Source organism: Agrococcus sp. UYP33 (genome assembly GCF_054060915.1).
Map to the genome: position 1 here is coordinate 1223297 of NZ_JBSSDR010000001.1, position 20712 is coordinate 1244008.

General features: G+C 72.2%; 22 protein-coding genes. 11 read left to right on the plus strand and 11 right to left on the minus strand.

Annotation, left to right across the window (positions count from 1 at the left end; all coding sequences use genetic code 11):
• Positions 1-22 precede the first annotated feature (22 nt).
• The 7 genes from ACVWW9_RS06020 to ACVWW9_RS06050 all read left to right on the plus strand — a co-directional run bounded on the left by ACVWW9_RS06020 (position 23) and on the right by ACVWW9_RS06050 (position 6343).
• Entirely contained in the window at positions 23-1036 is a 1014-nt protein-coding gene (locus ACVWW9_RS06020; protein ID WP_354257132.1) for a TRAP transporter substrate-binding protein, read from the plus strand.
• 123 nt (positions 1037-1159) lie between these two features.
• The gene (locus ACVWW9_RS06025) at positions 1160-2503 is read left to right on the plus strand and encodes an NAD(P)H-dependent oxidoreductase (RefSeq protein WP_456514772.1); all 1344 of its coding nucleotides are present in this window, start codon (positions 1160-1162) and stop codon (positions 2501-2503) included.
• 10 nt (positions 2504-2513) lie between these two features.
• Positions 2514-3428: an NAD(P)-dependent oxidoreductase gene (locus ACVWW9_RS06030; RefSeq protein WP_456514773.1), complete on the plus strand. Its 915-nt coding sequence runs from the start codon at positions 2514-2516 to the stop codon at positions 3426-3428.
• A gap of 21 nt (positions 3429-3449) precedes the next feature.
• Positions 3450-3866 (plus strand): putative quinol monooxygenase, encoded by a 417-nt coding sequence (locus ACVWW9_RS06035; RefSeq protein WP_456514774.1) that lies wholly within the window; start codon positions 3450-3452, stop codon positions 3864-3866.
• Complete coding sequence (locus tag ACVWW9_RS06040) at positions 3863-4807, plus strand: sugar phosphate isomerase/epimerase family protein (protein ID WP_456514775.1); 945 nt, start codon at positions 3863-3865, stop codon at positions 4805-4807. The genes ACVWW9_RS06035 and ACVWW9_RS06040 overlap by 4 nt, the downstream gene beginning before the upstream one ends.
• Positions 4804-5583 carry an SDR family NAD(P)-dependent oxidoreductase gene (locus ACVWW9_RS06045; RefSeq protein ID WP_456514776.1) on the plus strand — a complete coding sequence of 260 codons (780 nt, stop codon included), beginning with the start codon at positions 4804-4806 and terminating at the stop codon, positions 5581-5583. The genes ACVWW9_RS06040 and ACVWW9_RS06045 overlap by 4 nt, the downstream gene beginning before the upstream one ends.
• A 70-nt stretch (positions 5584-5653) precedes the next feature.
• On the plus strand, positions 5654-6343 hold the full coding sequence (locus ACVWW9_RS06050; RefSeq protein ID WP_123698466.1) for a GntR family transcriptional regulator: 690 nt from the start codon (positions 5654-5656) through the stop codon (positions 6341-6343).
• A 277-nt stretch (positions 6344-6620) separates the two neighbouring features.
• On the opposite strand, the gene ACVWW9_RS06055 is transcribed toward ACVWW9_RS06050, so the two are convergent.
• The 5 genes from ACVWW9_RS06055 to ACVWW9_RS06075 all read right to left on the minus strand — a co-directional run bounded on the left by ACVWW9_RS06055 (position 6621) and on the right by ACVWW9_RS06075 (position 11548).
• Positions 6621-7616 carry a transketolase family protein gene (locus ACVWW9_RS06055; protein WP_456514777.1) on the minus strand — a complete coding sequence of 332 codons (996 nt, stop codon included), beginning with the start codon at positions 7614-7616 and terminating at the stop codon, positions 6621-6623.
• Positions 7613-8518, minus strand: a complete 906-nt coding sequence (locus ACVWW9_RS06060) for a transketolase (protein WP_456514778.1) — start codon at positions 8516-8518, stop codon at positions 7613-7615. Before ACVWW9_RS06060 ends, ACVWW9_RS06055 begins: the two co-directional genes overlap by 4 nt.
• Positions 8515-9855 (minus strand): MFS transporter, encoded by a 1341-nt coding sequence (locus tag ACVWW9_RS06065; RefSeq protein ID WP_123696803.1) that lies wholly within the window; start codon positions 9853-9855, stop codon positions 8515-8517. The genes ACVWW9_RS06060 and ACVWW9_RS06065 overlap by 4 nt, the downstream gene beginning before the upstream one ends.
• A gap of 116 nt (positions 9856-9971) precedes the next feature.
• Complete coding sequence (locus ACVWW9_RS06070) at positions 9972-10838, minus strand: NAD(P)-dependent oxidoreductase (protein WP_456514779.1); 867 nt, start codon at positions 10836-10838, stop codon at positions 9972-9974.
• Positions 10835-11548, minus strand: coding sequence for a FadR/GntR family transcriptional regulator (locus ACVWW9_RS06075; RefSeq protein WP_123696804.1), 714 nt, complete (start codon positions 11546-11548; stop codon positions 10835-10837). Before ACVWW9_RS06075 ends, ACVWW9_RS06070 begins: the two co-directional genes overlap by 4 nt.
• A gap of 674 nt (positions 11549-12222) precedes the next feature.
• On the opposite strand from ACVWW9_RS06075, the gene ACVWW9_RS06080 reads away from it, so the two are divergent.
• Complete coding sequence (locus ACVWW9_RS06080) at positions 12223-12414, plus strand: hypothetical protein (protein WP_354257099.1); 192 nt, start codon at positions 12223-12225, stop codon at positions 12412-12414.
• Positions 12415-12465: 51 nt separating this feature from the next.
• Here ACVWW9_RS06080 and ACVWW9_RS06085 read toward each other — a convergent pair whose 3' ends face one another.
• Positions 12466-13635 carry a YncE family protein gene (locus ACVWW9_RS06085; RefSeq protein WP_456514780.1) on the minus strand — a complete coding sequence of 390 codons (1170 nt, stop codon included), beginning with the start codon at positions 13633-13635 and terminating at the stop codon, positions 12466-12468.
• 116 nt (positions 13636-13751) lie between these two features.
• Here ACVWW9_RS06085 and ACVWW9_RS06090 point away from each other — a divergent pair, with 116 nt between their 5' ends.
• Positions 13752-14990 (plus strand): FUSC family protein, encoded by a 1239-nt coding sequence (locus tag ACVWW9_RS06090; protein ID WP_456514781.1) that lies wholly within the window; start codon positions 13752-13754, stop codon positions 14988-14990.
• A 105-nt stretch (positions 14991-15095) separates the two neighbouring features.
• Here the strand turns inward: ACVWW9_RS06090 and ACVWW9_RS06095 are convergent, their stop codons facing one another.
• Genes ACVWW9_RS06095 through ACVWW9_RS06105 form a run of 3 tightly spaced genes read right to left on the minus strand, consistent with a single transcriptional unit; the run spans position 15096 to position 18289 of the window.
• The gene (locus ACVWW9_RS06095; RefSeq protein ID WP_456514782.1) at positions 15096-16595 is read right to left on the minus strand and encodes a lipase maturation factor family protein; all 1500 of its coding nucleotides are present in this window, start codon (positions 16593-16595) and stop codon (positions 15096-15098) included.
• Between the two features lie 2 nt (positions 16596-16597).
• The gene (locus tag ACVWW9_RS06100; RefSeq protein ID WP_456514783.1) at positions 16598-16858 is read right to left on the minus strand and encodes a hypothetical protein; all 261 of its coding nucleotides are present in this window, start codon (positions 16856-16858) and stop codon (positions 16598-16600) included.
• Positions 16859-16861: 3 nt separating this feature from the next.
• Positions 16862-18289, minus strand: a complete 1428-nt coding sequence (locus ACVWW9_RS06105; protein WP_456514784.1) for a phytoene desaturase family protein — start codon at positions 18287-18289, stop codon at positions 16862-16864.
• Between the two features lie 120 nt (positions 18290-18409).
• On the opposite strand from ACVWW9_RS06105, the gene ACVWW9_RS06110 reads away from it, so the two are divergent.
• The gene (locus tag ACVWW9_RS06110) at positions 18410-18961 is read left to right on the plus strand and encodes a hypothetical protein (protein ID WP_456514785.1); all 552 of its coding nucleotides are present in this window, start codon (positions 18410-18412) and stop codon (positions 18959-18961) included.
• A 21-nt stretch (positions 18962-18982) separates the two neighbouring features.
• Here the strand turns inward: ACVWW9_RS06110 and ACVWW9_RS06115 are convergent, their stop codons facing one another.
• A complete protein-coding gene (locus tag ACVWW9_RS06115; RefSeq protein WP_456514786.1) occupies positions 18983-19492 on the minus strand; it encodes a hypothetical protein in 510 nt (169 codons plus the stop codon).
• Between the two features lie 135 nt (positions 19493-19627).
• Between ACVWW9_RS06115 and ACVWW9_RS06120 the strand changes: the two genes are divergently transcribed.
• On the plus strand, positions 19628-20152 hold the full coding sequence (locus ACVWW9_RS06120) for a hypothetical protein (protein WP_456514787.1): 525 nt from the start codon (positions 19628-19630) through the stop codon (positions 20150-20152).
• 142 nt (positions 20153-20294) lie between these two features.
• On the opposite strand, the gene ACVWW9_RS06125 is transcribed toward ACVWW9_RS06120, so the two are convergent.
• Positions 20295-20693 (minus strand): GlcG/HbpS family heme-binding protein, encoded by a 399-nt coding sequence (locus ACVWW9_RS06125; RefSeq protein ID WP_354257079.1) that lies wholly within the window; start codon positions 20691-20693, stop codon positions 20295-20297.
• Positions 20694-20712: the final 19 nt, after the last annotated feature.

Genomic DNA, 20712 nt, shown 5'->3' on the forward strand with positions numbered 1-20712 from the left:
AACCACCAAGGAAGGAATCACCATGCGCACCACCAAGCTCCTCGCTGGCGCGGGCATCGTCGCCCTCGCACTCGCAGGCTGCTCGACCGGCGGCTCGGCCCCCAGCAGCTCGGGCGGCACCGGCGCCGAGGGCGAGACGATGACCCTCGTGCTCGGCCACGCCGGCTCCACCACCGACCCGCGCCAGTGGGCTGCCGAGCAGTTCGCCGAGCGGATCGAGGAGGCGACCGACGGTCGCGTCACCGTCGAGATCCACTCCGACTCCACCCTCGGCACCTGGGAGGAGATGATCGACGGCCTGCAGATCGACAGCGTCGACATCGTCATCGAGTCGATGCTCTCCGTCGAGGCCTACACCGACCTCGCGTCCGTCGAGACGGCTCCGTTCCTGTACGACAGCGAGGAGCAGTTCTTCGAGGTCTGGGGCGGCGAGCTCGGCGACGAGATCCAGGCCTCCGTCACCGAGGCATCCGGCTACTCGCTGCTCGGCAACATGTACCGCGGCCCGCGCGAGCTCACCACCAAGGAGCCCGTGACGCAGCTGAGCGACGTCGAGGGCCTCACGATCCGCACGCCGAGCGCGCAGACGATGCTCGACACGTGGAACGCGCTCGGCGCTCGCGCCGAGGCGCTGCCCTTCAACGAGGTCTACTCGGCACTCGAGTCGGGCGTGCTCGACGGCCAGGAGAACCCGCTCGACGCGATCCTCTTCAACTCGATCCACGAGGTCGCGCCGCACATCGCCGAGACCGACCACATGTACGCCAACTACCACTTCATCATGTGGGACGAGGCGCTGCAGGGCTACCCGGAGGACATCCGCCAGGCGATCCTCGACGTCACGGATGAGGTCGGCCAGGAGTACACCGACAACACCGTCACCAACATGGCCGACTACCGCTCGCAGCTCGAGGAGGCCGGTGCCGAGTTCCACGAGATCACCGACCGCGACGCATGGGTCGAGGCGACCCAGCCCGTCGTCGAGGGCCTCCCCGACCAGGTGCAGACCTGGGTCGAGCAGATCCGCGGCATGTGATCCACGGCGGGGCCCCGTCCGCGGGGCCCCGCCACCCCACCTCACCATCCCGCCGCATCGGCACCCAGGCGGTGCGGCACCACCCGTCGAGCCCCACGCATCCGACATCTCAGGAGAGAGACCATGAACCTGCACGAGCTGCTCAAGGAGCGCGAAGCACAGGGCCAGCCGATCCGCGTCGGCCTGATCGGCTCCGGCCGGTTCGGGACGATGTACCTCTCGCAGGCCCGCAACATCCCGGGCGTGCGCGTGCTCGCGATCGCCGACATCAACACGGCGCGCGCCCGCGAGTCCCTCGCCCGCGTCGGCTGGCCGGAGGACGCGATCGTCGACTCGGTCGACGACCTGTCCGAGGGCAAGACGGCCGTCATCGCGAACGCGATGGACCTCTTCCGCACCGACATCGACGTGATCGTCGAGGCGACGGGCAACCCGATCGTCGGCATCAAGCACGCGCTCGCCGCGATCGACTCCGGCAAGCACGTGATGATGGTGACCGTCGAGGCCGACGCCCTCGCCGGCCCGGCGCTCGCCAAGCGTGCGAAGGAGGCCGGCGTCGTCTACTCGATGGCGTTCGGCGACCAGCCTGCGCTCATCTGGGAGCTCGTCGATTGGGCCCGCACGAGCGGCTTCGACGTCGTCTGCGCCGGCAAGGGCGCGAAGTACCTGCCCGGCTACAACCAGATGAACCCCGACAACGTGTGGGACCACTGGGAGTTCTCGGACGAGCTCAAGCAGTCCGGGCAGCTCAACCCCTACATGCACACGTCGTTCCGCGACGGCACGAAGGCCGCCATCGAGATGGCAGCCGTCGCGAACGCTGCGGGCCTCGTGCCCGGCGACGCCGGCCTCAGCTTCACGCCCGGCAACCTCGAGGAGATCGCTACGGTCTGCCGCCCGGAGTCGGTCGGCGGCGTGCTCTCGCACGAGGGCACCGTCGACGTGATGTCGAGCTACACCCGCGAGGGCGAGTGGATCCCCCACAACACCCAGGAGGGCGTGTTCGTGGTCGTGAAGGCGACCAACGACTACGTCTCCGAGTGCTTCCAGGAGTACCCGTGGCACCCGGACCCGACCGGGCAGTACGCGGCGCTCTACCGCCCGTACCACTACGTCGGGCTCGAGCTCAACGTCTCGATCGCGAACGCGGTGCTGCGCGGTGTCGCGACCGGCACGGCCATCGGCTTCACGGCGGATGTCGTCGCGACCGCCAAGAAGGACCTGGCCGCAGGCGACACGCTCGACGGCGAGGGCGGCTTCGCGGTCTACGGCAAGCTCGTCTCGGCCCGCACGTCGGTCGCCGAGGGCTACCTGCCGGTCGCGCTCGCGCACCACGTGCCGCTCAAGAACGACATCAAGCAGGGCGAGAGCGTGCGCTGGGACGATGTCGAGGTCGACGACTCGCTCGCGCAGGCCATCGAGCTGCGCCGCGAGACCGAGGCGCTCGCCTCTGCAGCTGCGGCGTGATCCGATCCTCATGAGCCGCTCGCTGAGCCTCCTCGGGCTAGGTGCCATGGGCCTGCCGATGGCGCGCAGGCTCGCGGCGCGCGGCGCGCTGACGGTCTGGAACCGCAGTGCGTCGCGCGCCGAGGCTCTCCGTGATGAAGCACGGCGAGATGAGGCACGGCGCGACGGGGCGGCGGACGTCGTGGTCGCCACGACGCCCGCCGCCGCGGCGGCCGAGGTGGTGCTCACCGCGCTGCCCGACCTGCCGCAGGTGCGGGAGGTGCTCGAGGGCGACGACGGGCTGCTCGCCGGCTGGCGGGCGGCGGGCGTCGAGCAGCCGATGCTCGTCGTGCACGGCACGGTGTCGCCAGTCGCGCTGCGCGAGCTGGCCGACGAGCTCGCGGCCGAGGGCATCGACGTGGTCGACGCCCCGATGTCGGGCGGCGTGCTCGGTGCCACCGAGGGCCGCATCAGCTTCTTCGTCGGCGGCAGCGAGGAGCAGGTCGCCGAGCTCGCCGAGCTGCTCGAGCCGTGCGCCTCGCGCGTGACGCGGATGGGCGGCACCGGCACCGGCGCGATGGCCAAGCTGTGCAACCAGCTCATCGTCGCCGAGACGGTCACCGCGCTGTCGGAGGCCTTCGCCCTCGCCCGCGCGAGCGGCATCGACGCCGAGACCCTCGCCGACGCGCTCGGCTCCGGGCTCGCCTCGAGCGAGGTGCTGCGGCAGAAGCGGCACCACTGGATCACCGAGTCGTTCGAGCCGGGCGGCACGATCGACTACCAGGTGAAGGACCTCCGCTTCGCGCGCGAAGCGGCCGACGACGCGGGGCTGCGGCTCGACGCCGCCCGCACCGCGCTCGCGCTCTTCGAGGCCGCATCCGCCGCCGGCGACGGCAGCCTCGACCACTCCGGCATCTACCAGACCATCCGTCGGCCGCAGCGCTGACGACGACACGAGGGAACAGCCATGACCGACTCGACCGCACCCGACGGATCCAACGCCGACGCGACCGGCACCGACGCGACCAGCACCGACGCGACGGGCACCGACGCATCCGGCACCGACGCGCCGCTGGTGGTCACCGCCATCTTCCGGCCTGCGGAGGGCAAGCGCGAGCAGGTGCTCGCGGCGATGGCGCGCGTCATCCCGCGGGTGCACGAGGAGGAGGGCTGCAACCTCTACGCGATCCAGGAGGCCGAGGACGGCACGATCGCGATGATCGAGCACTGGGACTCCGCAGCGACCCTCGACGCGCACGGCGCCGCCGCGCCGGTCGCTGACTTCAACGTCGAGCTCGAGGGCCTGCTCGCGAGCCCGGTCGAGGTGACCCGCTACACGCCCATCCCGATGGGCGACGCGCGCAAGGGCGTCGTGCTGCCATGACCGACGTCGTCGCCGGGCTGCCTGGGTCGGCGCTCCCCAGCCGGCTCGGGTGCTCGACCATCTCGTTCCAGCACCTGACGCTCGAGCAGGCGCTGGTCGAGATCGAGCGGCTCGGGTTCGCCGAGATCGACCTCGGCGCGCTGCCCGGCGTCTGCGATCACGTGCCCTATGAGCTCGACGACGCCGCGATCGCCCAGGTCGCCGCGACCATCGCGGCCCACGACCTGCGGGTGCGCAGCGTCAACGGCGACGTCGGGGCGTTCAACGACCCGGATGCCGACACCGACGCCCAGGCGGCGCACGTCGAGCGCCTCGTGCGCCTCACCGCTGCGATCGGCGCCGACGCGCTCGTGCTGCCCTGCGGCGCCCTCGACCACGAGCCGATCGTCGACCTCGATGCCGACCTCGACCGGGTCGCCGCCGCCCTCGTACGCGCCGGGCAGCTCGCGACCGACCACGGCGTCGAGCTCTGGGTCGAGTCGCTGCACTTCCTGCGGCTCTGCTTCGACCGCGAGCGCGCCGACGCGCTGCACGCGCGCCTCGCCGGCAGCGGCGTGCGGCCGATCCTCGACGTCGCGCACGTCGTCGCCGCGGGCGACGACCTCGTCGACACCATCCGAGCGTGGGGCGACGGCATCGCCCACGTGCACCTGCGCGATGCCGTCCCGGGCGAGTTCAGCCGAGCCATCGGCGACGGCGAGGTCGACTTCGCCGCCGCGCTCGAGGCGCTCGACGGCATCGGCTACGCGGGCGGGTTCGCGCTGGAGCTGCCCTCGCGCGCCTACGCGGACGACGCGACGGGCGCACTGAGCGACGAGGCGCGCGCCGCCCGCGTCGACGCGATCCGCGACGCCGCGGCCCGCATGGCGCCGCTCGTCGCCGGCCTCGACGCCGATCCAGACCTCACCGATCCGTCCCTGAACATCCAAGGAGCATCATGACCAGCACCACGACCGCGCGCACCGCCGTGATCACCGGCGCCGCGTCCGAGCGAGGCATCGGCATGACCGTCGCCGACCGCTACGCCCGCGACGGCTGGGGGATCGCCATCCTCGACCTCGACGGCGACCGCGCGGCGCAGGTCGCCGCCGAGATCGGCGAGCGGCACGGCGTGCCCGCGTTCGGCACCGCCGCGAACGTCGCCGACGAGGCATCCGTCACGGCCGCCCACGCCGCCGTGCAGGCCGAGGTCGACGCCGGCCGGCTGCCCGCCGTCGGCGCGCTCGCGAACATCGCCGGCATCACCTCGCCCGTCCCGTTCCTCGAGACCGACCTCGCGCTCTGGAACAAGGTCATGGCGGTCAACGCCACCGGCACCTACCTCGTCACGAAGGCGTTCCTGCCCGCGATGCTCGACGCCGGCTGGGGCCGCATCGTCAACATGTCGTCGGTCTCCGCCCAGCGCGGCGGCGGCGTCTTCGGCAAGGTGCCCTACTCGGCCGCGAAGGCAGCCATCCTCGGCTTCACGAAGGCGCTCGCTCGCGAGATCGCCGACTCGGGCGTCACGGTCAACTCCGTCACGCCGGGCGCCGTCGACACGAACATCCGCGTCGGCTCGACGCCCGAATCGGAGGCGAAGCTCGCCGCCGACATCCCCATCGGCCGCGTCGCGTCGACCGAGGAGATCGCCGCCGTCTTCGCGTTCCTCTCGAGCGACGACGCCGCCTACCTCCAGGGCACGAACATCGACATCAACGGCGCCAGCCACCTGCACTGAGCGCGGCACGCGCTGATCTGTCCCCCGGTTCGCGGGGCACAAGGAAGGAATGCTCGGTACCGTGGGCAACATGACAGTCGATGCGCAGTTCCGATCCCTGGGATCGATCGAGCGCGTCACGCGGCGTGAGCTGATCCTCGACCGGCTGCGGTCGGCCGTGAGCACCGGAGAGCTCGCACCGGGCACGCACCTCGCCGAGACCGAGCTGAGCGCCTCGCTCGGCGTCTCCCGCGGCACGCTGCGCGAGGCGCTGCGCCACCTCGAGGAGGAGGGCCTGCTGTCGAAGGATGCGCGCGGCCGGCTCTCGGTGCGCGTCGTGACGCCCGAGGAGGTCCGCGAGATCTTCGACGTGCGGTTCGCGCTCGAGTCGGCGGCAGCCGAGGTCGTGTGCCAGCGCGACGACCTCGACGAGGTCGTGCCGCAGCTGCGCGAGGCGCTCGCGCGCATGGAGGAGAGCGAGCAGGCGTCGATCGCCGATCAGGTCGCGGCCGACCTGGCGTTCCACGAGGCCATCTGCATCGCGAGCGGCAACCACACGCTCGTCGAATCGTGGCGGCGGGTGAGCGGGCTCGCGCGCGCGGTCATCACCGCGGCCGGTCAGGAGACCGCGATCGCCAACATGTCGGCCGCTCGGCACGCGCCCATCGTCGAGGCCATCGCGAGCGGCGACGCCGACCTCGCGCGCGGCGTGCTGCGCGCGCACAACACCTCGGCGCGCGACGTGATCGCGGCCCGCATGGAGGCGTCGCTCAGCCGCTGAGCGCTGGGTCGCGGCGCGGAGCCTGTTGGGGCACCGAGTGGCCGCCAGCTCCTGCTGAGGGCGGGCGCATCGGTGCCTTGAACGTGCTTCGACAAGCGGGTTGCGGTACGGAGTTGTCGCTTCCCTGCGCCTTCGAGCGACACATCGGTACCGCAACGCGGTGCGACCCGCGGTTTGCGGTACCGATCTGCGGATGCGGGCGGGCCGCACCCGCACATCGGTACCGCAAGCGACGACGGAGGGGCGGGGCCCGACGCCCCGCCCCTCCTCGTTCCGCTCAGCCCAGCTCGGCCAGCACCTTCGCGACGATGCGGTCCTTCGACAGGCCGTAGCGCTCGTGCAGCGTCGGCAGGGCGCCGGCGTCGAGGAACTCGTCCGGCAGCGCGATCGGCACGATCCGCTTGCCGAGGCCCCGCTGCGCGGCGGCGTCGGCCGTGGCCGAGAAGAGCCCGCCGACCACCGTGTGGTTCTCCAGCGTGAACGCGAGCCGCGGGGTGTCGAGCTCCGCGAGCACGGTCTCGGCGTCGAACGGCTTGATCGTGGGGGAGTGCACGACCGCCACGTCGACCTTGTGGGCCGCCAGCGCATCCGCCGCCTGCAGCGCACGCATGGTCATGAGGCCCGACGAGACGAAGACGACGTCGGCGCCGCCCCGCAGCACCTTGGCCTTGCCGAGCTCGAACGTGTAGTCGTACTCGTCGAGCACCGCCGGCACCTTGCCGCGCAGCAGGCGCAGGTAGGTGGGGCCGTCGTGCGCGGCGAGCTGCGGCACCGACTGCGCGATGTCGAGCGCGTCGCAGGGGTCGACGATCGTGAGGTTGGGCAGGCCGCGGAAGATCGCCATGTCCTCGGTGGCCTGGTGGCTCGGGCCGTAGCCGGTCGTGAGCCCCGGGAGGCCACCCACCACGTTGACGTTGAGGTTCGGCTCGGCGATGTCGAGGGCGATGAAGTCGTACGCCCGGCGCGCGGCGAAGACCGAGTAGGTCGACGCGAACGGTACGAGGCCGAGCTCGGCCATGCCTGCGGCGGCGCCGAAGAGCAGCTGCTCGCTCATGCCCATCTGGAAGAAGCGCTCGGGGTGCGCCTCGGCGAAGATGTGCATGTCGGTGTACTTGCCGAGGTCGGCGGTCAGGCCGACGATCCGCTCGTCCTGCTCGGCGAGCGCCGCGAGGGCGTGGCCGAACGGGGCCGACTCGGTGCGCTGGCCGGGGTCGGCGAACGACGCGATCATCGCGCTCGTGCTGAGCCCCTTGGGCTTCGTGGCGGTGGTCATCGCGCTGCCTCCTGCTCGCGTCCTGCGGTGAGCTGCTCGCGGCAGATCTGCCACTCGTGCTCCTCGATGCGCATGAAGTGCGCCTTTTCGCGCTCCTCGAGCAGCGGCACGCCGCGCCCGACCTTCGTGTCGCAGATGATGACCTGCGGCTGGCCGTCGGCCGTGGCGATCGCCGCGCACTCGTCCAGCGCGTCGATGAGCGCCGCCGGGTCGTTGCCGTCGATGCGGATGGCGTGCCAGCCGAAGGCGCGCCACTTCTCCTCGACCGGCTCGATGCGCAGCACCGTCGCGGTCGGGCCGTCGGCCTGCAGCGCGTTCATGTCGACCATCGCCGTGAGGTTGCCGAGGCGGTGGTGGGCGGCGCCCATCGCGGCCTCCCACGTCGAGCCCTCGTCGAGCTCGCCGTCGGAGAGGAAGTTGATGACGCGCTGGTCCGAGCGGCCCTGCAGCCGCAGCGCGAGCGCCATGCCCACCGCGACCGTCAGGCCGTGGCCGAGCGAGCCGCCCGAGATCTCCATGCCCGGCGTGTACGACGCCATGCCCGACATCGGCAGGCGGGAGTCGTCGGTCGCGTAGGTGAGCAGCTCCTCGACGGGCACGATGCCCGCGTCGGCGATCGCGGCGTAGAAGCCGATCGCGTAGTGCCCGGTGGAGAGCAGGAAGCGGTCACGTCCCTCCCAGTGCGGGTCGGCCGGGTCGTAGCGCAGCTGGTCGGCGTAGACGGCGGCCATCATGTCGGCGGCGCCGAGCGCCTGCCCGACGTAGCCCTGTCCCTGCACCTCGCCCATGTCGAGGGCGTGGTGGCGAGCCCGGTAGGCGCTGTCGGCGACGGCGGTGATGCGCTCGTCGCGGCTGCGGCCGTCCTTGCCCGCGACGCGGGCGGCGGTGTCGGCGATGGTCATGCGGAGACCCTCTCTGCGATGCGGGTGTCGGATGCGGCGGCGGATGCGCCGACCACGGCGGGCGCGGTCTCGCGAGCCGTGATCGCGGTCAGCGTCGAGATGACGCCGAGCAGGGTGAGCAGCAGCGCCGGACCCATCCAGCCCATCCACCCGTAGGCGGCGGTGGCGATGAAGGGCAGGAAGCCGGCGATGATGGCGGCGCCGTTGTAGCCGAGCGAGATGCCCGAGGTGCGGCGGTTGGCGGGGAAGAGCTCGGAGAACCAGCTCGACTCGACCGCGAAGATCGGGTCGTGGCTCAGCAGCAGCGAGAGCGCGATGGCGATGACGATCATGACGAGCGAGCCGGTGTTGATGAGCAGGAACATCGGGATGCCGAACAGGATCGTGAAGACCGAGCCGATGAGGAACACCTTCTTGCGGCCGATCCGGTCGCTCAGCGCGCCGAAGAGCAGGTGGCTGCCGAGCCCGAGCGCCGATCCGACGAGCGTGCCGATCAGCACGTTCGAGCCGGCCGTGATGGAGGCGAGGCCGACGTAGGTGACGGTGAACGCGGTGGTCACGTAGTAGCCGCCGGTCTCGGCGAGGCGCAGGCCGATGATGCGGACGATCACGCGCCAGTCCTGCTTGAGGGTCTCGAGCGCGGGCTGCTTGAGCAGCTCGCCCTGCTCCTTCGCCTGCTCGAACGCGGGGCTCTCGGCCACCTTGAGGCGGATGAAGAGGCCGATGATCACCATGACGCTCGCGAGCAGGAACGGCACGCGCCAGGCCCAGTCGCCCGGCAGGCCGCTGGTCGCGAGGATCGTGCCGTTGGCGACGAGCAGGCCGCCGGGGATGCCGATCTGCGGCAGCGCGCCGAAGAAGCCGCGGCGGTGCGTGGGTGCGTGCTCGACGGCCATGAGCACCGCGCCGCCCCACTCGGCGCCGTAGGCGACGCCCTGGATGACGCGCAGCAGGATGAGCATGATCGGCGCGGCGATGCCGATCGTCGCGAAGGTCGGCAGCACGCCGATGAGCGTCGTCACCACGCCCATCACCACGAGCGACCAGATGAGCACGCGCTTGCGGCCGATGCGGTCACCGAAGTGGCCGGCGAGGTAGCCGCCGAGCGGACGGAAGAGGAAGCCGATCGCGAGGGTCGCGAACGAGGCGAGCGCGCCGACCAGCGGGTCGTCGGTCGCGAAGAAGACGGCGCCGAAGTAGGTGGCGGATGCGGTCGCGTAGATGAAGAAGTCGTAGGACTCGACGACCGTGCCGATCATCGACGCGAGCGACACCTTGACGGCGTTGTCCTTCTTCGCGACTGGCGGCTGCGCGTCGGTGGTGCTGCTGGTGGACATGGTTCCTCCTCGAACATGCCTCGCGGGCGTTCGTGCTGGGTGCGTGCGTGGTGAGCCCGTGCCGGGATCGGCCGTGGCGGGAGCTGCGCTCGGACCGGGGGGCCGAGCCGCGTGTTCTAGTGCTGGTAGGTCTCGATGACGCTGCTGTCGTCGCGGCGCTCGAGCCCCGCGGATGCGGCGAGCAGGTAGCGCTCGCGGGCGGCGGCGAGCACCGGCACCTCCGCGCCGACGCCGGCGGCCGCATCCGCGACCAGGCCGGAGTCCTTGACGAAGATGCCGATCGTGCTGGTGACCTCGGCGTCGGCGCCCTGCAGCATGCGGGGGCCGCGGTCGCTGAGCATCCAGCTGCCGGCCGCGCCGCCGCCGACGAGGTCGAGCACGTCGGCCTTGTCGAGCCCGAGCGCCTCGCCGAGCGCGAGCGCCTCGGCCGCCGCGACGATGTGCACCGAGCAGAGGTGCTGGTTGACGACCTTGATCGCCTGGCCCTGCCCGAGGTCGGTGCCGACGATGCGCGCGGTGCCGAGCGGCCGGAGCAGGTCGGCGGTCGCGGCGAGGTCCTGCTCTGCGCCTGCGGCGAAGATGATGAGCTCGCCGGTCGTGGCGCGGGCGACGCCGCCCGTGACGGGCGCGTCGACGACGCGGGCGCCCGCTGCCGTGAGCTGCTCGCCGGCGCGACGGACGGCATCCGGGCCGACGGTCGACATGACGACCCACGTGCGGCCCGCCGCGACGCCCGCCGAGGTGGCCTGCGCCACGAGCTCATCGAGCTGGTCGGGGGTCGCGACCATGACGACGACGTCGCCGTCAGCGGGCGCCTCCGCGATGCTCGCGACGGCGGGGATGCCGGCCGCTGCCGAGCGCTCGCGCGCCGCCTCGAACGGGTCGACGCCGGTGACGGCGAAGCCGGCCGCCGCGATGCGCTGCGACATCGGGGTGCCGATGGCACCGAGTCCGACGAAGACGACGGGGGATGGGGTGCTCACGGGGTGCCCTCCTTGGCGGTGTCCAGCGTGATGAGCGAGTGGATCTCGAAGTGCCGGCGGATCGCGCTGCGGGCGGCATCGGGGTCGTTCGCGGCGATCGCCTCGACGATCGGGTAGTGGATGGTGTCGGTCTCGGCCCGCCCGTCGGCGGTGACGCCCTCAGCGGCGATCGCGGCGGCTCGGCGCTCGTGCATCGCCTGCGCGAGCGCGTGGGCGAGCCCGTTGTGGACCATCGTGAAGACCGGATTGGCGACGATGGCGAAGAGCTCGGCGTGGAACGCGAGGTCGGCCTCGGTCGCGCGGTCGTGGTCGCCCGCTGCCGTGCACGCGACCATCTCGTCGACGAGGTCGCGGAGGCGCTCCGCGTCGGCGTCGCCGGCGCGGCGGGCGGCCTGCACAGCGACGACGGTCTCGAGCATCTCGCGAGCCTCGGCGATCTCGCTCGAGTCGAGGAAGCCGAGAGCGCGCATGGTGGTGAAGTACGTGCGGATGACGTCGGGGCCGGGCGCCTGCAGGTAGGTGCCGTGGCCCTGGCGGCGGGAGAGGATGCCGATCGACTCGAGCTCGGAGAGGCGCTCGCGGAGCGCGCCGCGGCTGACGTCGAGCCGGGTGCAGAGCTCGCGCTCGGGGAAGAGACGACGGGAGCCGTCGGGCTCGGGCGTCGAGAGGCCGATCAGCTGGATCGCGAACGCCTCGCGCGTCTCGTCCATGTCGCCTCCCTCGTCGTCGAGCGGTCGGACCGATTGGTCTGACCAATGTGCAGGACGCTACGGCACGCGGGCGCTGCTTGTCAAGATTGGTCTGACCAATCCTAGATTCGCTGGTCGAGTCGGACGGCGCGCCCCGCGCGCCGCCCGAGTCGAGACCACCCGCCCTGCTGGTCGAGCCGGACGGCGCGCCCCGCGCGCCGCCCGCGTCGAGACCATTCCACCTCGCTCTGTCCCCCATTTCGGAATTCATCCATCCAATTCCGCGATCCCGCTTGCATTCCGCCGCGACCTCGGTATACCTTCGCTCTTGCGAACTCCCGCACGTCGAGAAAGGAGGAGCTCGTGTTCATGACCGTCAAGATCCAGACCACTGGAGCCCTCCTCCCCGGCGGGATCCGCTAGCGCGGAGCGCACGGGCCACCGGCCCGCGATGCCATCACAGGCATCGCGATCGCCAGGCCTCAGCAGGCATCTGAGCCCTGCGCCTCCCTTCACATCTCGCTGATCAGCGACAGCTGCGCGGCCGCGTCCATCGCGACCCGTCCGGCGCTCGTCGCATTCCGCGCATCCGCACCGAATGGTGCAGCTCGTCGCGCAATTCATACGCAATTCCTCCAGCGATATCGCACGCCCATTCGCAGGGCGATATCGCCATGCCAGAAAGCAGCATCACCATGTCAACCCTGACCCTCTCGCTGCCGGCTCCCCGCCGGCTCGCACTGAGTGCTTCGCGACTGCTCGAGCGCTGGGCCCTGGAGCCCGTCGTCACCGAGCAGGCACGCCGCGAGGCCGCCGCCTTCGAGCGCGCTGTCGCAGCCCGCGACCGCGCCTCGATGGACGCACTCGCACGCACGCTGCTGTCGTGACCGCAGCACCAGCGGGGCCGTTCCCACCGGAACGGCCCCGCTTCGCTGTGCTCAGGGTGCGGAGGCCGGCAGGGTCGCCGAGATGACGTGCTGCGGCCGCCCGACGAGCGGCACCTCCCGGATGGAGCCCGAGGGATCGACGAGGGTCAGGCCGTCCCACCAGCCGTCGCGCGTGAAGCCGCCGGCGAGCACCGCCTCCCAGCCGCCGTCGCCCTCCGGCTGCCAGATCGCGACGGTCTCGTGCGGGTGCGCGAGCGGCACGACGACCTCGTCGCCGTCCGAGGGGTCGAGGAAGGAGACGTTCGTGCCCCCGGTCGCCGTGCCGAACGGCCCGGTGCCGGCGGAGACGAGTCGCCCGTCGGGCGCGGTCGCGACGCCGTGCTGGTGCGAGTTCGCCGACGCCTCGACCCGCTCGGTCTCGCCCGTCGCCGGATCGAGGAGCACCGTCACGAGCCCCTGGTACGGCAGCGCGATCCGGCCGTCGTCGGTCAGCGCGGCGTAGTGCGGCTTCTCCCAGCCCGCGAAGCCGAAGTTGCCGAACGGCGCGATCTCGACGTGCTCGACCGCGAGCGTCGCGGTGTCGACGAGCGACACGGTGTAGCTGTCGTGGTCGACGGTCGCCACCCACTCGCCCTCGGGGTCAGCGAGCACGTCGAACGGACGCACGCCGACGTCGGCACTCCCGGCGAAGGCGCCCAGCTCGACGTCGAAGACCTCGAGCCAGGCCGGGTCGGGCCAGCGGTGCACGGCGACGTACACGCGGGTGCCGTCGGGCGAGACGGCGATGCCGAGCCCGCCGTCGCGGTACTCCCCGAACGCGTCGGACTCTGGCGGATGCAGCTGCGCGTCGTGCAGGTAGGGCACGAGCGCTGTGCGCTCCCGGCTCGCGAGGTCGACCACCGCGAGCCCCTCCGCGGTCGCGACGAAGGCGGTGTCGGCCGTGGCGGCGACGCCCCACGGCGCGCGCCCCACCGTGACGACGTCGAGCACCGGCGCCCGGGCGTCCGGGTCGACGATCGCGAGCCCGTCGGATGCGGCGAGGGTCGCCAGCAGCACGGGGGTCGCCTGCGGGGACGGCGTCGGTGTCAGTGACGGCTCCGGCGCAGCCGTGCGCGTCGCGGACGCGGTGGGGCTCGGCGTCGGAGCGAGCGCGCCCGGCACGCAGCCGCTGAGCAGCGTGGCCGCGATGACCATCGCCGCGATCCTCACTGCGCTCCGCACGCCCCCATGCTCTCAGCATCGGGGACTGCAGCGTCCGGGCGCTCAGCAGCGAGCGCGGGGGATCCGGCGATCGCCGGTGGCTGCCTCGTCCCCCGATGGGGGACTACGGTGGCTCCGTGACTCGACCCGATGAGCCGCGTGGTGGCCCGCTCGACGGGGGTGGGCGCGACGAGGCGTCGACGACCGGCACCGGGCCCGCGTCCGTCGCCGATCCCGAGGTGACCGGCGAGGGCGCGCTCGCGCCGATGACCGCCGCCGCGCCCGACGCGAAGGCCGCCGCGCGCGTGGCGAAGCGCTCGGTCGCCCGCGCCCTGCCGATGTTCCGTGTCGCGCTCGCCGTGCGCGCGGCGCTCGCCGCGATGGCCGCCTGGCTGCTCGCCAACCGGATGGGCGGCGATCTGGCCGACTACGCCTACGCCGCGCCACTCGGGGCGTTCGTCGCGACCGGCACCACCATCTTCACCGTCGCCCGCACCGCGCTGCGGCAGGCGATCGGCATGCTGGTGGGCGCGATCATCGGCGTCAGCCTGCTCGCCGTCGAGTGGCCCGGCATCGCCAAGATCGGCCTGATCGCGGGGGTCGCCGTGCTCATGCAGGGCATCCCTCGCTTCGGCCAGGCCGCGACCGTCGTGCCGGTGGTCGCGCTCCTCGTCATCATCTTCGGCGGCGTCGATGCCGACGGCTACGCGATCGGCTACGTCGGGCAGTTCACGCTCGGCATGGCGATCGGCGTGCTGGTGAACGCCGTGGCGATGCCGCCGCTCTACGACCGCGAGACGCGGCAGCAGATCCACGACACCGTCGACGACCTCGCCGAGCGCACAGAGGTGCTCGCCGACACGCTCAGGGGCGAGTGGCCACCCGAGCGCGAGGACTGGGCGGGGTGGGGCCCGGAGCTCCGCGACCGTGTCGTCGCGCTCGACGCGCAGGTCGACGAGGCGCGTGAGGCGCGACGCTTCAACGTGCGGATGCTGTGGCACCGGCACGACCTCGACGCCGACGAGCAGGCGGTGTCGGCGCTGCGCTCGGTCGTCTTCCGGATGGACGACGTGCTCGAGGCGCTCGCGGCCGCAGCGTGGGACCGGCCGATCGAAATCACGCTCGAGCGCGACGAGCGGAGGCTCGCCGCCGATGCCGTCGCGGCGCTCGCCGTGCAGCTGCGCGCGTGGCACGACCGCGGCGACGTCGACGCCGCGTCGGCGACCTCGCAGGAGGCCATCGACGCGCTCTACCGCAGCTCGATCGCGCACGAAGAGCCTCAGTCGGGCGTCGCGACGGTCATCTTCGCGCTGCGGGCGATGCGCGAGCGGGTGGACTGGGCGGCCTCCGCCCAGCCGCCGCAGCCCGCGAGCTGACCGCCCGCTCGGCAGCGACGCGGGCCTGCTCCGGTTCCGGTACCGATGTGTCGGTCGAGGGTGCCTCGCACCGACACATCGGTACCGGAAACGGGCCCAGTGCGGTCAGCGCCGCGCGAGTCCCATTGGCGCGACGAGCAGCCCGCGGTCCTCGCGCATCCACACCTGCCCTGTCGCGCGCCGCTCGGCGCGGGTGGCGAAGCGGTAGCGGTAGACGCGCGCCCGCACCCAGCGCGGTCGCTCGCCGTCGAACGGGTCATGGCCGAGCAGTCGCAGGGTCGGCCGGTCGGCCTCGAGCAGCCGCTCGAGCAGCACCCGGAACCACGTGCCCCGCTGGCCGAGCGCCAGGAACCACATGAGCCAGTCGAGGCGCAGGTGGTACGGCGCGAACCAGCCCGGCATCCGTCGTACGTCGCCGGGCTTGCCCTTGAAGCCGTACTCGACCCAGTCGCCGTCCTCCGGCGCATCCGCCATCGTGCCCTCGATGATGATCTCGTCGCGCCGCTTCGTCACGGTGCCGAACGCGCCGTAGGCGTTGGCGAGCCGGAGCCGGTTGAACGACGCGTTCATGAGCTGGCGTTCCGAGGCGAGGTTGCGCGCCGACGGGATCGAGAGCCAGGCGTAGGCGACGAAGACGAGGGCGATGAGGACGCCGAACCACACCGGCGTCGGCTCGTACGTTCGAGTCTCGGGCCAGGCGGGCAGCAGCCACGCGACCACGCGATCGTCGACGGCCGCGAACGCGAGCACGATCGTGATCCAGTTGAGCCAGGCGAAGTTGCCGGTGAGCACGAGCCAGCCCTGCGTGAGGATCATGATCGCCGCAGCAGCGGTCATGATGGCGCCGAGCACCGCGGTGACGCCGGCCGCGTCACCGCGCACCCCGCCGATCGCGCCGAGGGCGCAGACGAGCAGCACCCACGGTGCGACGAGCTGCGCGAAGTGATTGCCGAGCACCTCGACCTTGTGCCACCACGCCGGCGCGAGGTGCGCCCAGCGGCTGAGCGGATTCGGCATCGGCTGCGTCTCGTGGTGGTACATGAGCGCCGTCAGGTCGCGCCACTCGCGGCCGCCGCGCAGCTTGATCATGCCGGCGCCGAACTCGAGCCGGAACACCAGCCAGACGATGAGCAGCAGCGCGAGCGTCGGCGGTGCCACCGCATCCGAGCCGAGGAAGGCGACCAGGAACCCTGCTTCGCAGAGCAGCAGCTCCCAGCCGAAGCCGTAGAACACCTGGCCGATCGGCAGGATCGAGAGGTAGACGATCCAGAGCACGAGGAACGCGAGCATCGGCAGCCACGGCGGGCCGAGCTGCGGCAGCCCCGCGACGAGCGCGAGTGCGATCGCGATGCAGACGACGCAGAGGATGCGCAGGAAGCGTTCGGAGTAGTGCCAGCGGAAGATGCTCGGCTGGCCCTCGAGCGCCCCGGCGGCGATGTACCGCGGAGCGGGGGAGAGGCCGCGCTCGCCGAGCAGTGCCGGGAACTGCAGCAGCGTCGAGAGGAACGCGACGGCGAAGATCACCGCCGTCCCACGCTGCAGCACCTGCCGGCCGAGCTCGGCGTGCGGGGCGTCGAGCCAGCCGACGATCGCTGCCCAGTCCATCGCTACCCCTCCGTCCGCTCACGCTGGTCGAGGAGACCTGTCCCCACACGCTGGTCGAGCAGCACGGTCCCCACCCGCTGGTCGAGTAGCACGGCGAAGCCGCGCGTATCGAGACCTGTCTCCTCACGCTGGTCGAGCAGCACGGTCCCCACACGCTGGTCGAGTAGCACGGCGAAGCCGCGCGTATCGAGACCAAGGCCACGCATCGCCTCAGGCCCGGGCGAGAGACGCTCGAGCACCGCCAGACCCACGCGCTCACCCATCGCTCAGCCCTCGTGCACGCCGATCTCGCGCAGCGCCGCGTGCGCCGCGTGCCAGCCGCTCATGCCGTGCACGCCGCCACCCGGCGGCGTCGACGACGAGCACAGGAAGACCCGGCCCGGCATCGGCACGCGGTACGGGTGCGCGAGCACCGGTCGCAGCAGCTGCTGCGTGCCCGCGAGCGTGCCGCCACCGATCGAGCCGCCGACGAGGTTCGGGTTCCACAGCTCCATCGCGGCCGGCGTCATCGGCCGCCGCTCCAGGATGCGGTCGCGGAAGCCCGGCGCGAACCGCTCGATCTGCCGCTCGATGGCGGCGGATGCGTCGCCCGGCCACGCGTGCGGCACGTGCGCGTACGCCCACAGGATGTGCCGCCCCGCGGGCGCGCGATCCGGGTCGGCAGCGGTCGGCTGCGTGACGAGCACGAACGGCTCGTCCGGCATCCGCCCCACCGCGACCGCGTGCTCCGCCGCCGCGATCTCGGCCATCGTGCCGCCGAGGTGCACCGTGCCGGCGCGCGCGACCCGCTCGTCCTCCCACGGCACCGGGCCGTCGAGCAGCAGGTCGAGCTTCGACACTGCCGGCCCGTACTTCCACGTGCGCAGGCGCTTCGCGTACGGCCCCTCGATGTGGTCGCCGGCCATGCGCGCCAGCTGGTGCGGCGTGACGTCGAGCAGGATCAGATCGGCATCGGGCAGGTCGCGCAGGTCGGTCACGTCGACCCCCGTCTGGATGCGGGCGCCGGCCAGCTCGGCGACGCGGGCCAGCGCATCCACGATCGACTGCGAACCGCCCTTCGCGAACGGCCAGCCGGCGGTGTGGCCGACGCCGCCGAAGGCGACGCCGAAAGCGCTCGTCAGCGGGTAGCCGAGCGGCAGCGTCGCGTGCGTGACGCTGCCGGCGAAGAGCGCCTGCGCGGCACCGGAGCGGAAGATCGTGTGCGCGAGCATCGTCGCGGGCCAGGCACCGCGCACGCCGATGCGGGCGAGCAGCAGCGGGTCGCTCGGGATGCGCACGAGCGGGCCGAGGATGCTCTCGGCCGTGCCGTTGGGGTCATCGGTCGCCGGCTTGTGCAGCCGCAGCCACGCCCGGGCATCGACGCCCAGCTCGCGGGCGGTCTGCTCGGCGTCGCGGTGCAGCACCGCGGCGCGACCGCCGGGCAGCGGGTGCGCCATCGGGAAGTCGGCGTGCACCCACTCGAGGCCGTGCTGCTCGAGCCCGAGCGCCCGGAAGGCGGGACTCGTCGCGCCGAACGGGTGCCCGGCCGCGCCGAGGTCGATGATCGCCTGGTCCCCGAAGGCGGGCACGGATGCGCTCGCCCCGCCGACGTAGTCGAGACGCTCGAGCACGGTGACGTCGAGGCCGGCGCGAGCGAGCACGGCGGCGGCGGTGAGGCCGTTGGGTCCGGCGCCGACGATGACGGCGGTGGTCATGCGGCCTCCTCTCGTCGGTGCTCTCGGGGTACATCCTCAGCCTGACGCGGACGGAGTGCGGGTGCAAGCCGCCGCGGGATGCCCGATGCGCTTCCCGCCGTCTCGGGCCATGCTCTCCTCATGACGTACGCTCCGCCGCCGGCGCCGAGGTATGCGCCGCCGCCCGCGCCCGGCCCGGGCACCGTCGTGGCCGGGATCATCGCGATCGCGGCGCCGATCGTCGCGGTGCTCGTGAAGCTGCCGTCGAGCGGCTGGCTCATGGTCTTCTTCTTCATCTCAGGGCTGCTCTGGCTCGCCGGCTACGCGCTGCTCATCGTCGCGGTGTCGCTGGGGATGCTCCGACGCCGCGGGCAGCTGCGGTTCGGCGCTCGCCGCGTGCGCGCCATCATCTGGGCGCTGCTGACGTCTGTGGGCATCGTCGTGCTCGGGTTCACCGTCATCGATGGCGGCGATACGACGGAGTCCGTCCAGTCGACGCTGACGCTCATGCTGGGCGCGCCCGTCAGTCCGTCGCCGGCGCACAGCTTGACCGAGGCCATCTCGTGGATCGCGGCGGTGGCGTGGATTGTGGGGTGGGCGGCGCTCGTCGTGGAGTGGATCGTCGCCGCCAGCAGATCGCGGCGTGCGGTCACGTCGGTCGCACCGCCGGTCCTGCCGCCACGACTCGGCTGAGCGAACCGCACGCGCGGCCCTTCAGTCGGCGCCGCGATGGAAGCGCTCCCGCACCGTCTCGCGGTTGATGCGCTGGATCTCCTCGATCTGCTGGTCGGCGCGCAGCTGCAGCGAGAGGAGGAGCGCGCGATCCTGCCGCGGGTCGCTCTCCGCGAGCTCCAGCAGCGAATCCCACATCGACCGCTTCGCCCGCACCGCGCCGGTGAGGAAGTCGAGCTCCATCTGCGCGAGCGAGCTGCGGCGCAGGCGCAGCAGGTTGACGGGGTTCACGCCGCCGCCGATGCGCAGGAGTCCGGTGAGCAGGCGCTTCCAGCCCTTCGGGCGGAACCCGAGCTGCTGGATGATGCGCGCGAGGTCGCGCCGGTCGCGCTCGATCTCGCCGGAGAGCGCGAGCAGCGCCTGCTCGTGGGCGGTGCCCTCGAAGGTGCGCGCCGCCGCCTTGAACGCCTGCACGCCGCCCTCTGAGGCGAGCAGGTGCTCGTTGAGGTAGGTCGCGAGGTTGTCGTCGGCATCGCTGCGACGGTCGGTCATCGTGGCCTCCGTTCGAGAGTGTGTCCCCCAACTGTCCCGCGTCGTCCTGGGAGATGGGTGCGGGCGTGCTGCGTCGCACCGCCGCAACACGGCGCGCGTGCCGCACTCCGCAGATCGATGCGGCACGCTAGCCGCATGCATCCGAACCCGCCCGAGCGTGGCCACGACGACGCCACGCTCGTCACCGCCGCGTGGGTCGCCATCCTCGCGCCGCTCGTGGCCATCGCGCTGAAGCTGCCCACCGGCGGCTGGCTGCTCGTCGGCATGGTCTTCTCGTTCCCGATCTGGCTCATCGGGTACGCGGCTGTCGTCGTGCCGGCGGCCGTCGGCATGCTGCGCCGGCGCGGATCGCTCCGCAGACCAGGTCATCGCACGCGGGCCGTCATCTGGTCGTGGCTCACCTCGATCGGGGTGCTCATCGTCGGCCTCACGGTGGTCGACGGCGGCGACACCAGCGAATCGGTCGCCTCGACGCTCGGCCTCATGCTCGGCAGCACCGGCACCGACTCGCCGGTCAACGATGTGTCGGCCGTGATCGCCATGGTCGCGGCCCTCCCATGGCTCGGCGGGCTGTTGGCACTGGTCGTCGAATGGATGGTGTCGCTCGCGCGCCGCCGCGCCGAGGCGCCGCGCGTCGCGCCGCCCGTCGTCGGTCAGTAGCGACGCACGCACCGACGCTCGCGGGGGCTCCGTCCTTCCGGAAGCAGTGCGCATGAGCGACCGCTCGACCGCACTATCCAGTCGACGGTCGGCTCAGGTGCACAACGTTCGGGCGACGTGGTCCGCAGTAGGACAGGAGCGATCAGAAGGCTGCGGCGCCCGCCTCCGCGACCGAGTGGTCCTGGGCGCCCGATCCGCCGCTGACGCCCACGGCGCCGACGACGGCTCCGTCGCGCGTCAGCGGGATGCCGCCGGCGAAGATCGCGACCTTGCCGCCGTTCGTCGTGTTGATGCCGAAGAACTGCTGGGTCGACTGGGAGTTGTCCCCGAGGTCCTTCGTCGAGATGTCGAACGCGCGCGACGTCCAGGCCTTGCTGATCGAGATGTCGACGCTGCCGATCCACGCGCCGTCCTGCCGCACGTGCGCGACGAGGTTCCCGCCGGCGTCCACGACGGCGATGTTCATGGGCTGGCCGATCTCGTCGGCCTTCGCCTCGGCGGCGGCGATCACGCGGCGGGCGTCCTCGAGCTTCACGGTCATGGTGGATCCTCTCGTCGGT

Coding starts and splice junctions, on each gene's coding strand:
- ACVWW9_RS06030 (WP_456514773.1), top strand. CDS start 2,514: ATGAGCCGCTCGCTGAGCCTCCTCGGGCTAGGTGCCATGGGCCTGCCG.
- ACVWW9_RS06055 (WP_456514777.1), bottom strand. CDS start 7,616: ATGACCACCGCCACGAAGCCCAAGGGGCTCAGCACGAGCGCGATGATC.
- ACVWW9_RS06050 (WP_123698466.1), top strand. CDS start 5,654: ATGACAGTCGATGCGCAGTTCCGATCCCTGGGATCGATCGAGCGCGTC.
- ACVWW9_RS06075 (WP_123696804.1), bottom strand. CDS start 11,548: ATGGACGAGACGCGCGAGGCGTTCGCGATCCAGCTGATCGGCCTCTCG.
- ACVWW9_RS06045 (WP_456514776.1), top strand. CDS start 4,804: ATGACCAGCACCACGACCGCGCGCACCGCCGTGATCACCGGCGCCGCG.
- ACVWW9_RS06115 (WP_456514786.1), bottom strand. CDS start 19,492: ATGACCGACCGTCGCAGCGATGCCGACGACAACCTCGCGACCTACCTC.
- ACVWW9_RS06100 (WP_456514783.1), bottom strand. CDS start 16,858: ATGGGTGAGCGCGTGGGTCTGGCGGTGCTCGAGCGTCTCTCGCCCGGG.
- ACVWW9_RS06060 (WP_456514778.1), bottom strand. CDS start 8,518: ATGACCATCGCCGACACCGCCGCCCGCGTCGCGGGCAAGGACGGCCGC.
- ACVWW9_RS06095 (WP_456514782.1), bottom strand. CDS start 16,595: ATGGACTGGGCAGCGATCGTCGGCTGGCTCGACGCCCCGCACGCCGAG.
- ACVWW9_RS06120 (WP_456514787.1), top strand. CDS start 19,628: ATGCATCCGAACCCGCCCGAGCGTGGCCACGACGACGCCACGCTCGTC.
- ACVWW9_RS06065 (WP_123696803.1), bottom strand. CDS start 9,855: ATGTCCACCAGCAGCACCACCGACGCGCAGCCGCCAGTCGCGAAGAAG.
- ACVWW9_RS06035 (WP_456514774.1), top strand. CDS start 3,450: ATGACCGACTCGACCGCACCCGACGGATCCAACGCCGACGCGACCGGC.
- ACVWW9_RS06025 (WP_456514772.1), top strand. CDS start 1,160: ATGAACCTGCACGAGCTGCTCAAGGAGCGCGAAGCACAGGGCCAGCCG.
- ACVWW9_RS06125 (WP_354257079.1), bottom strand. CDS start 20,693: ATGACCGTGAAGCTCGAGGACGCCCGCCGCGTGATCGCCGCCGCCGAG.
- ACVWW9_RS06080 (WP_354257099.1), top strand. CDS start 12,223: ATGTCAACCCTGACCCTCTCGCTGCCGGCTCCCCGCCGGCTCGCACTG.
- ACVWW9_RS06040 (WP_456514775.1), top strand. CDS start 3,863: ATGACCGACGTCGTCGCCGGGCTGCCTGGGTCGGCGCTCCCCAGCCGG.
- ACVWW9_RS06110 (WP_456514785.1), top strand. CDS start 18,410: ATGACGTACGCTCCGCCGCCGGCGCCGAGGTATGCGCCGCCGCCCGCG.
- ACVWW9_RS06020 (WP_354257132.1), top strand. CDS start 23: ATGCGCACCACCAAGCTCCTCGCTGGCGCGGGCATCGTCGCCCTCGCA.
- ACVWW9_RS06105 (WP_456514784.1), bottom strand. CDS start 18,289: ATGACCACCGCCGTCATCGTCGGCGCCGGACCCAACGGCCTCACCGCC.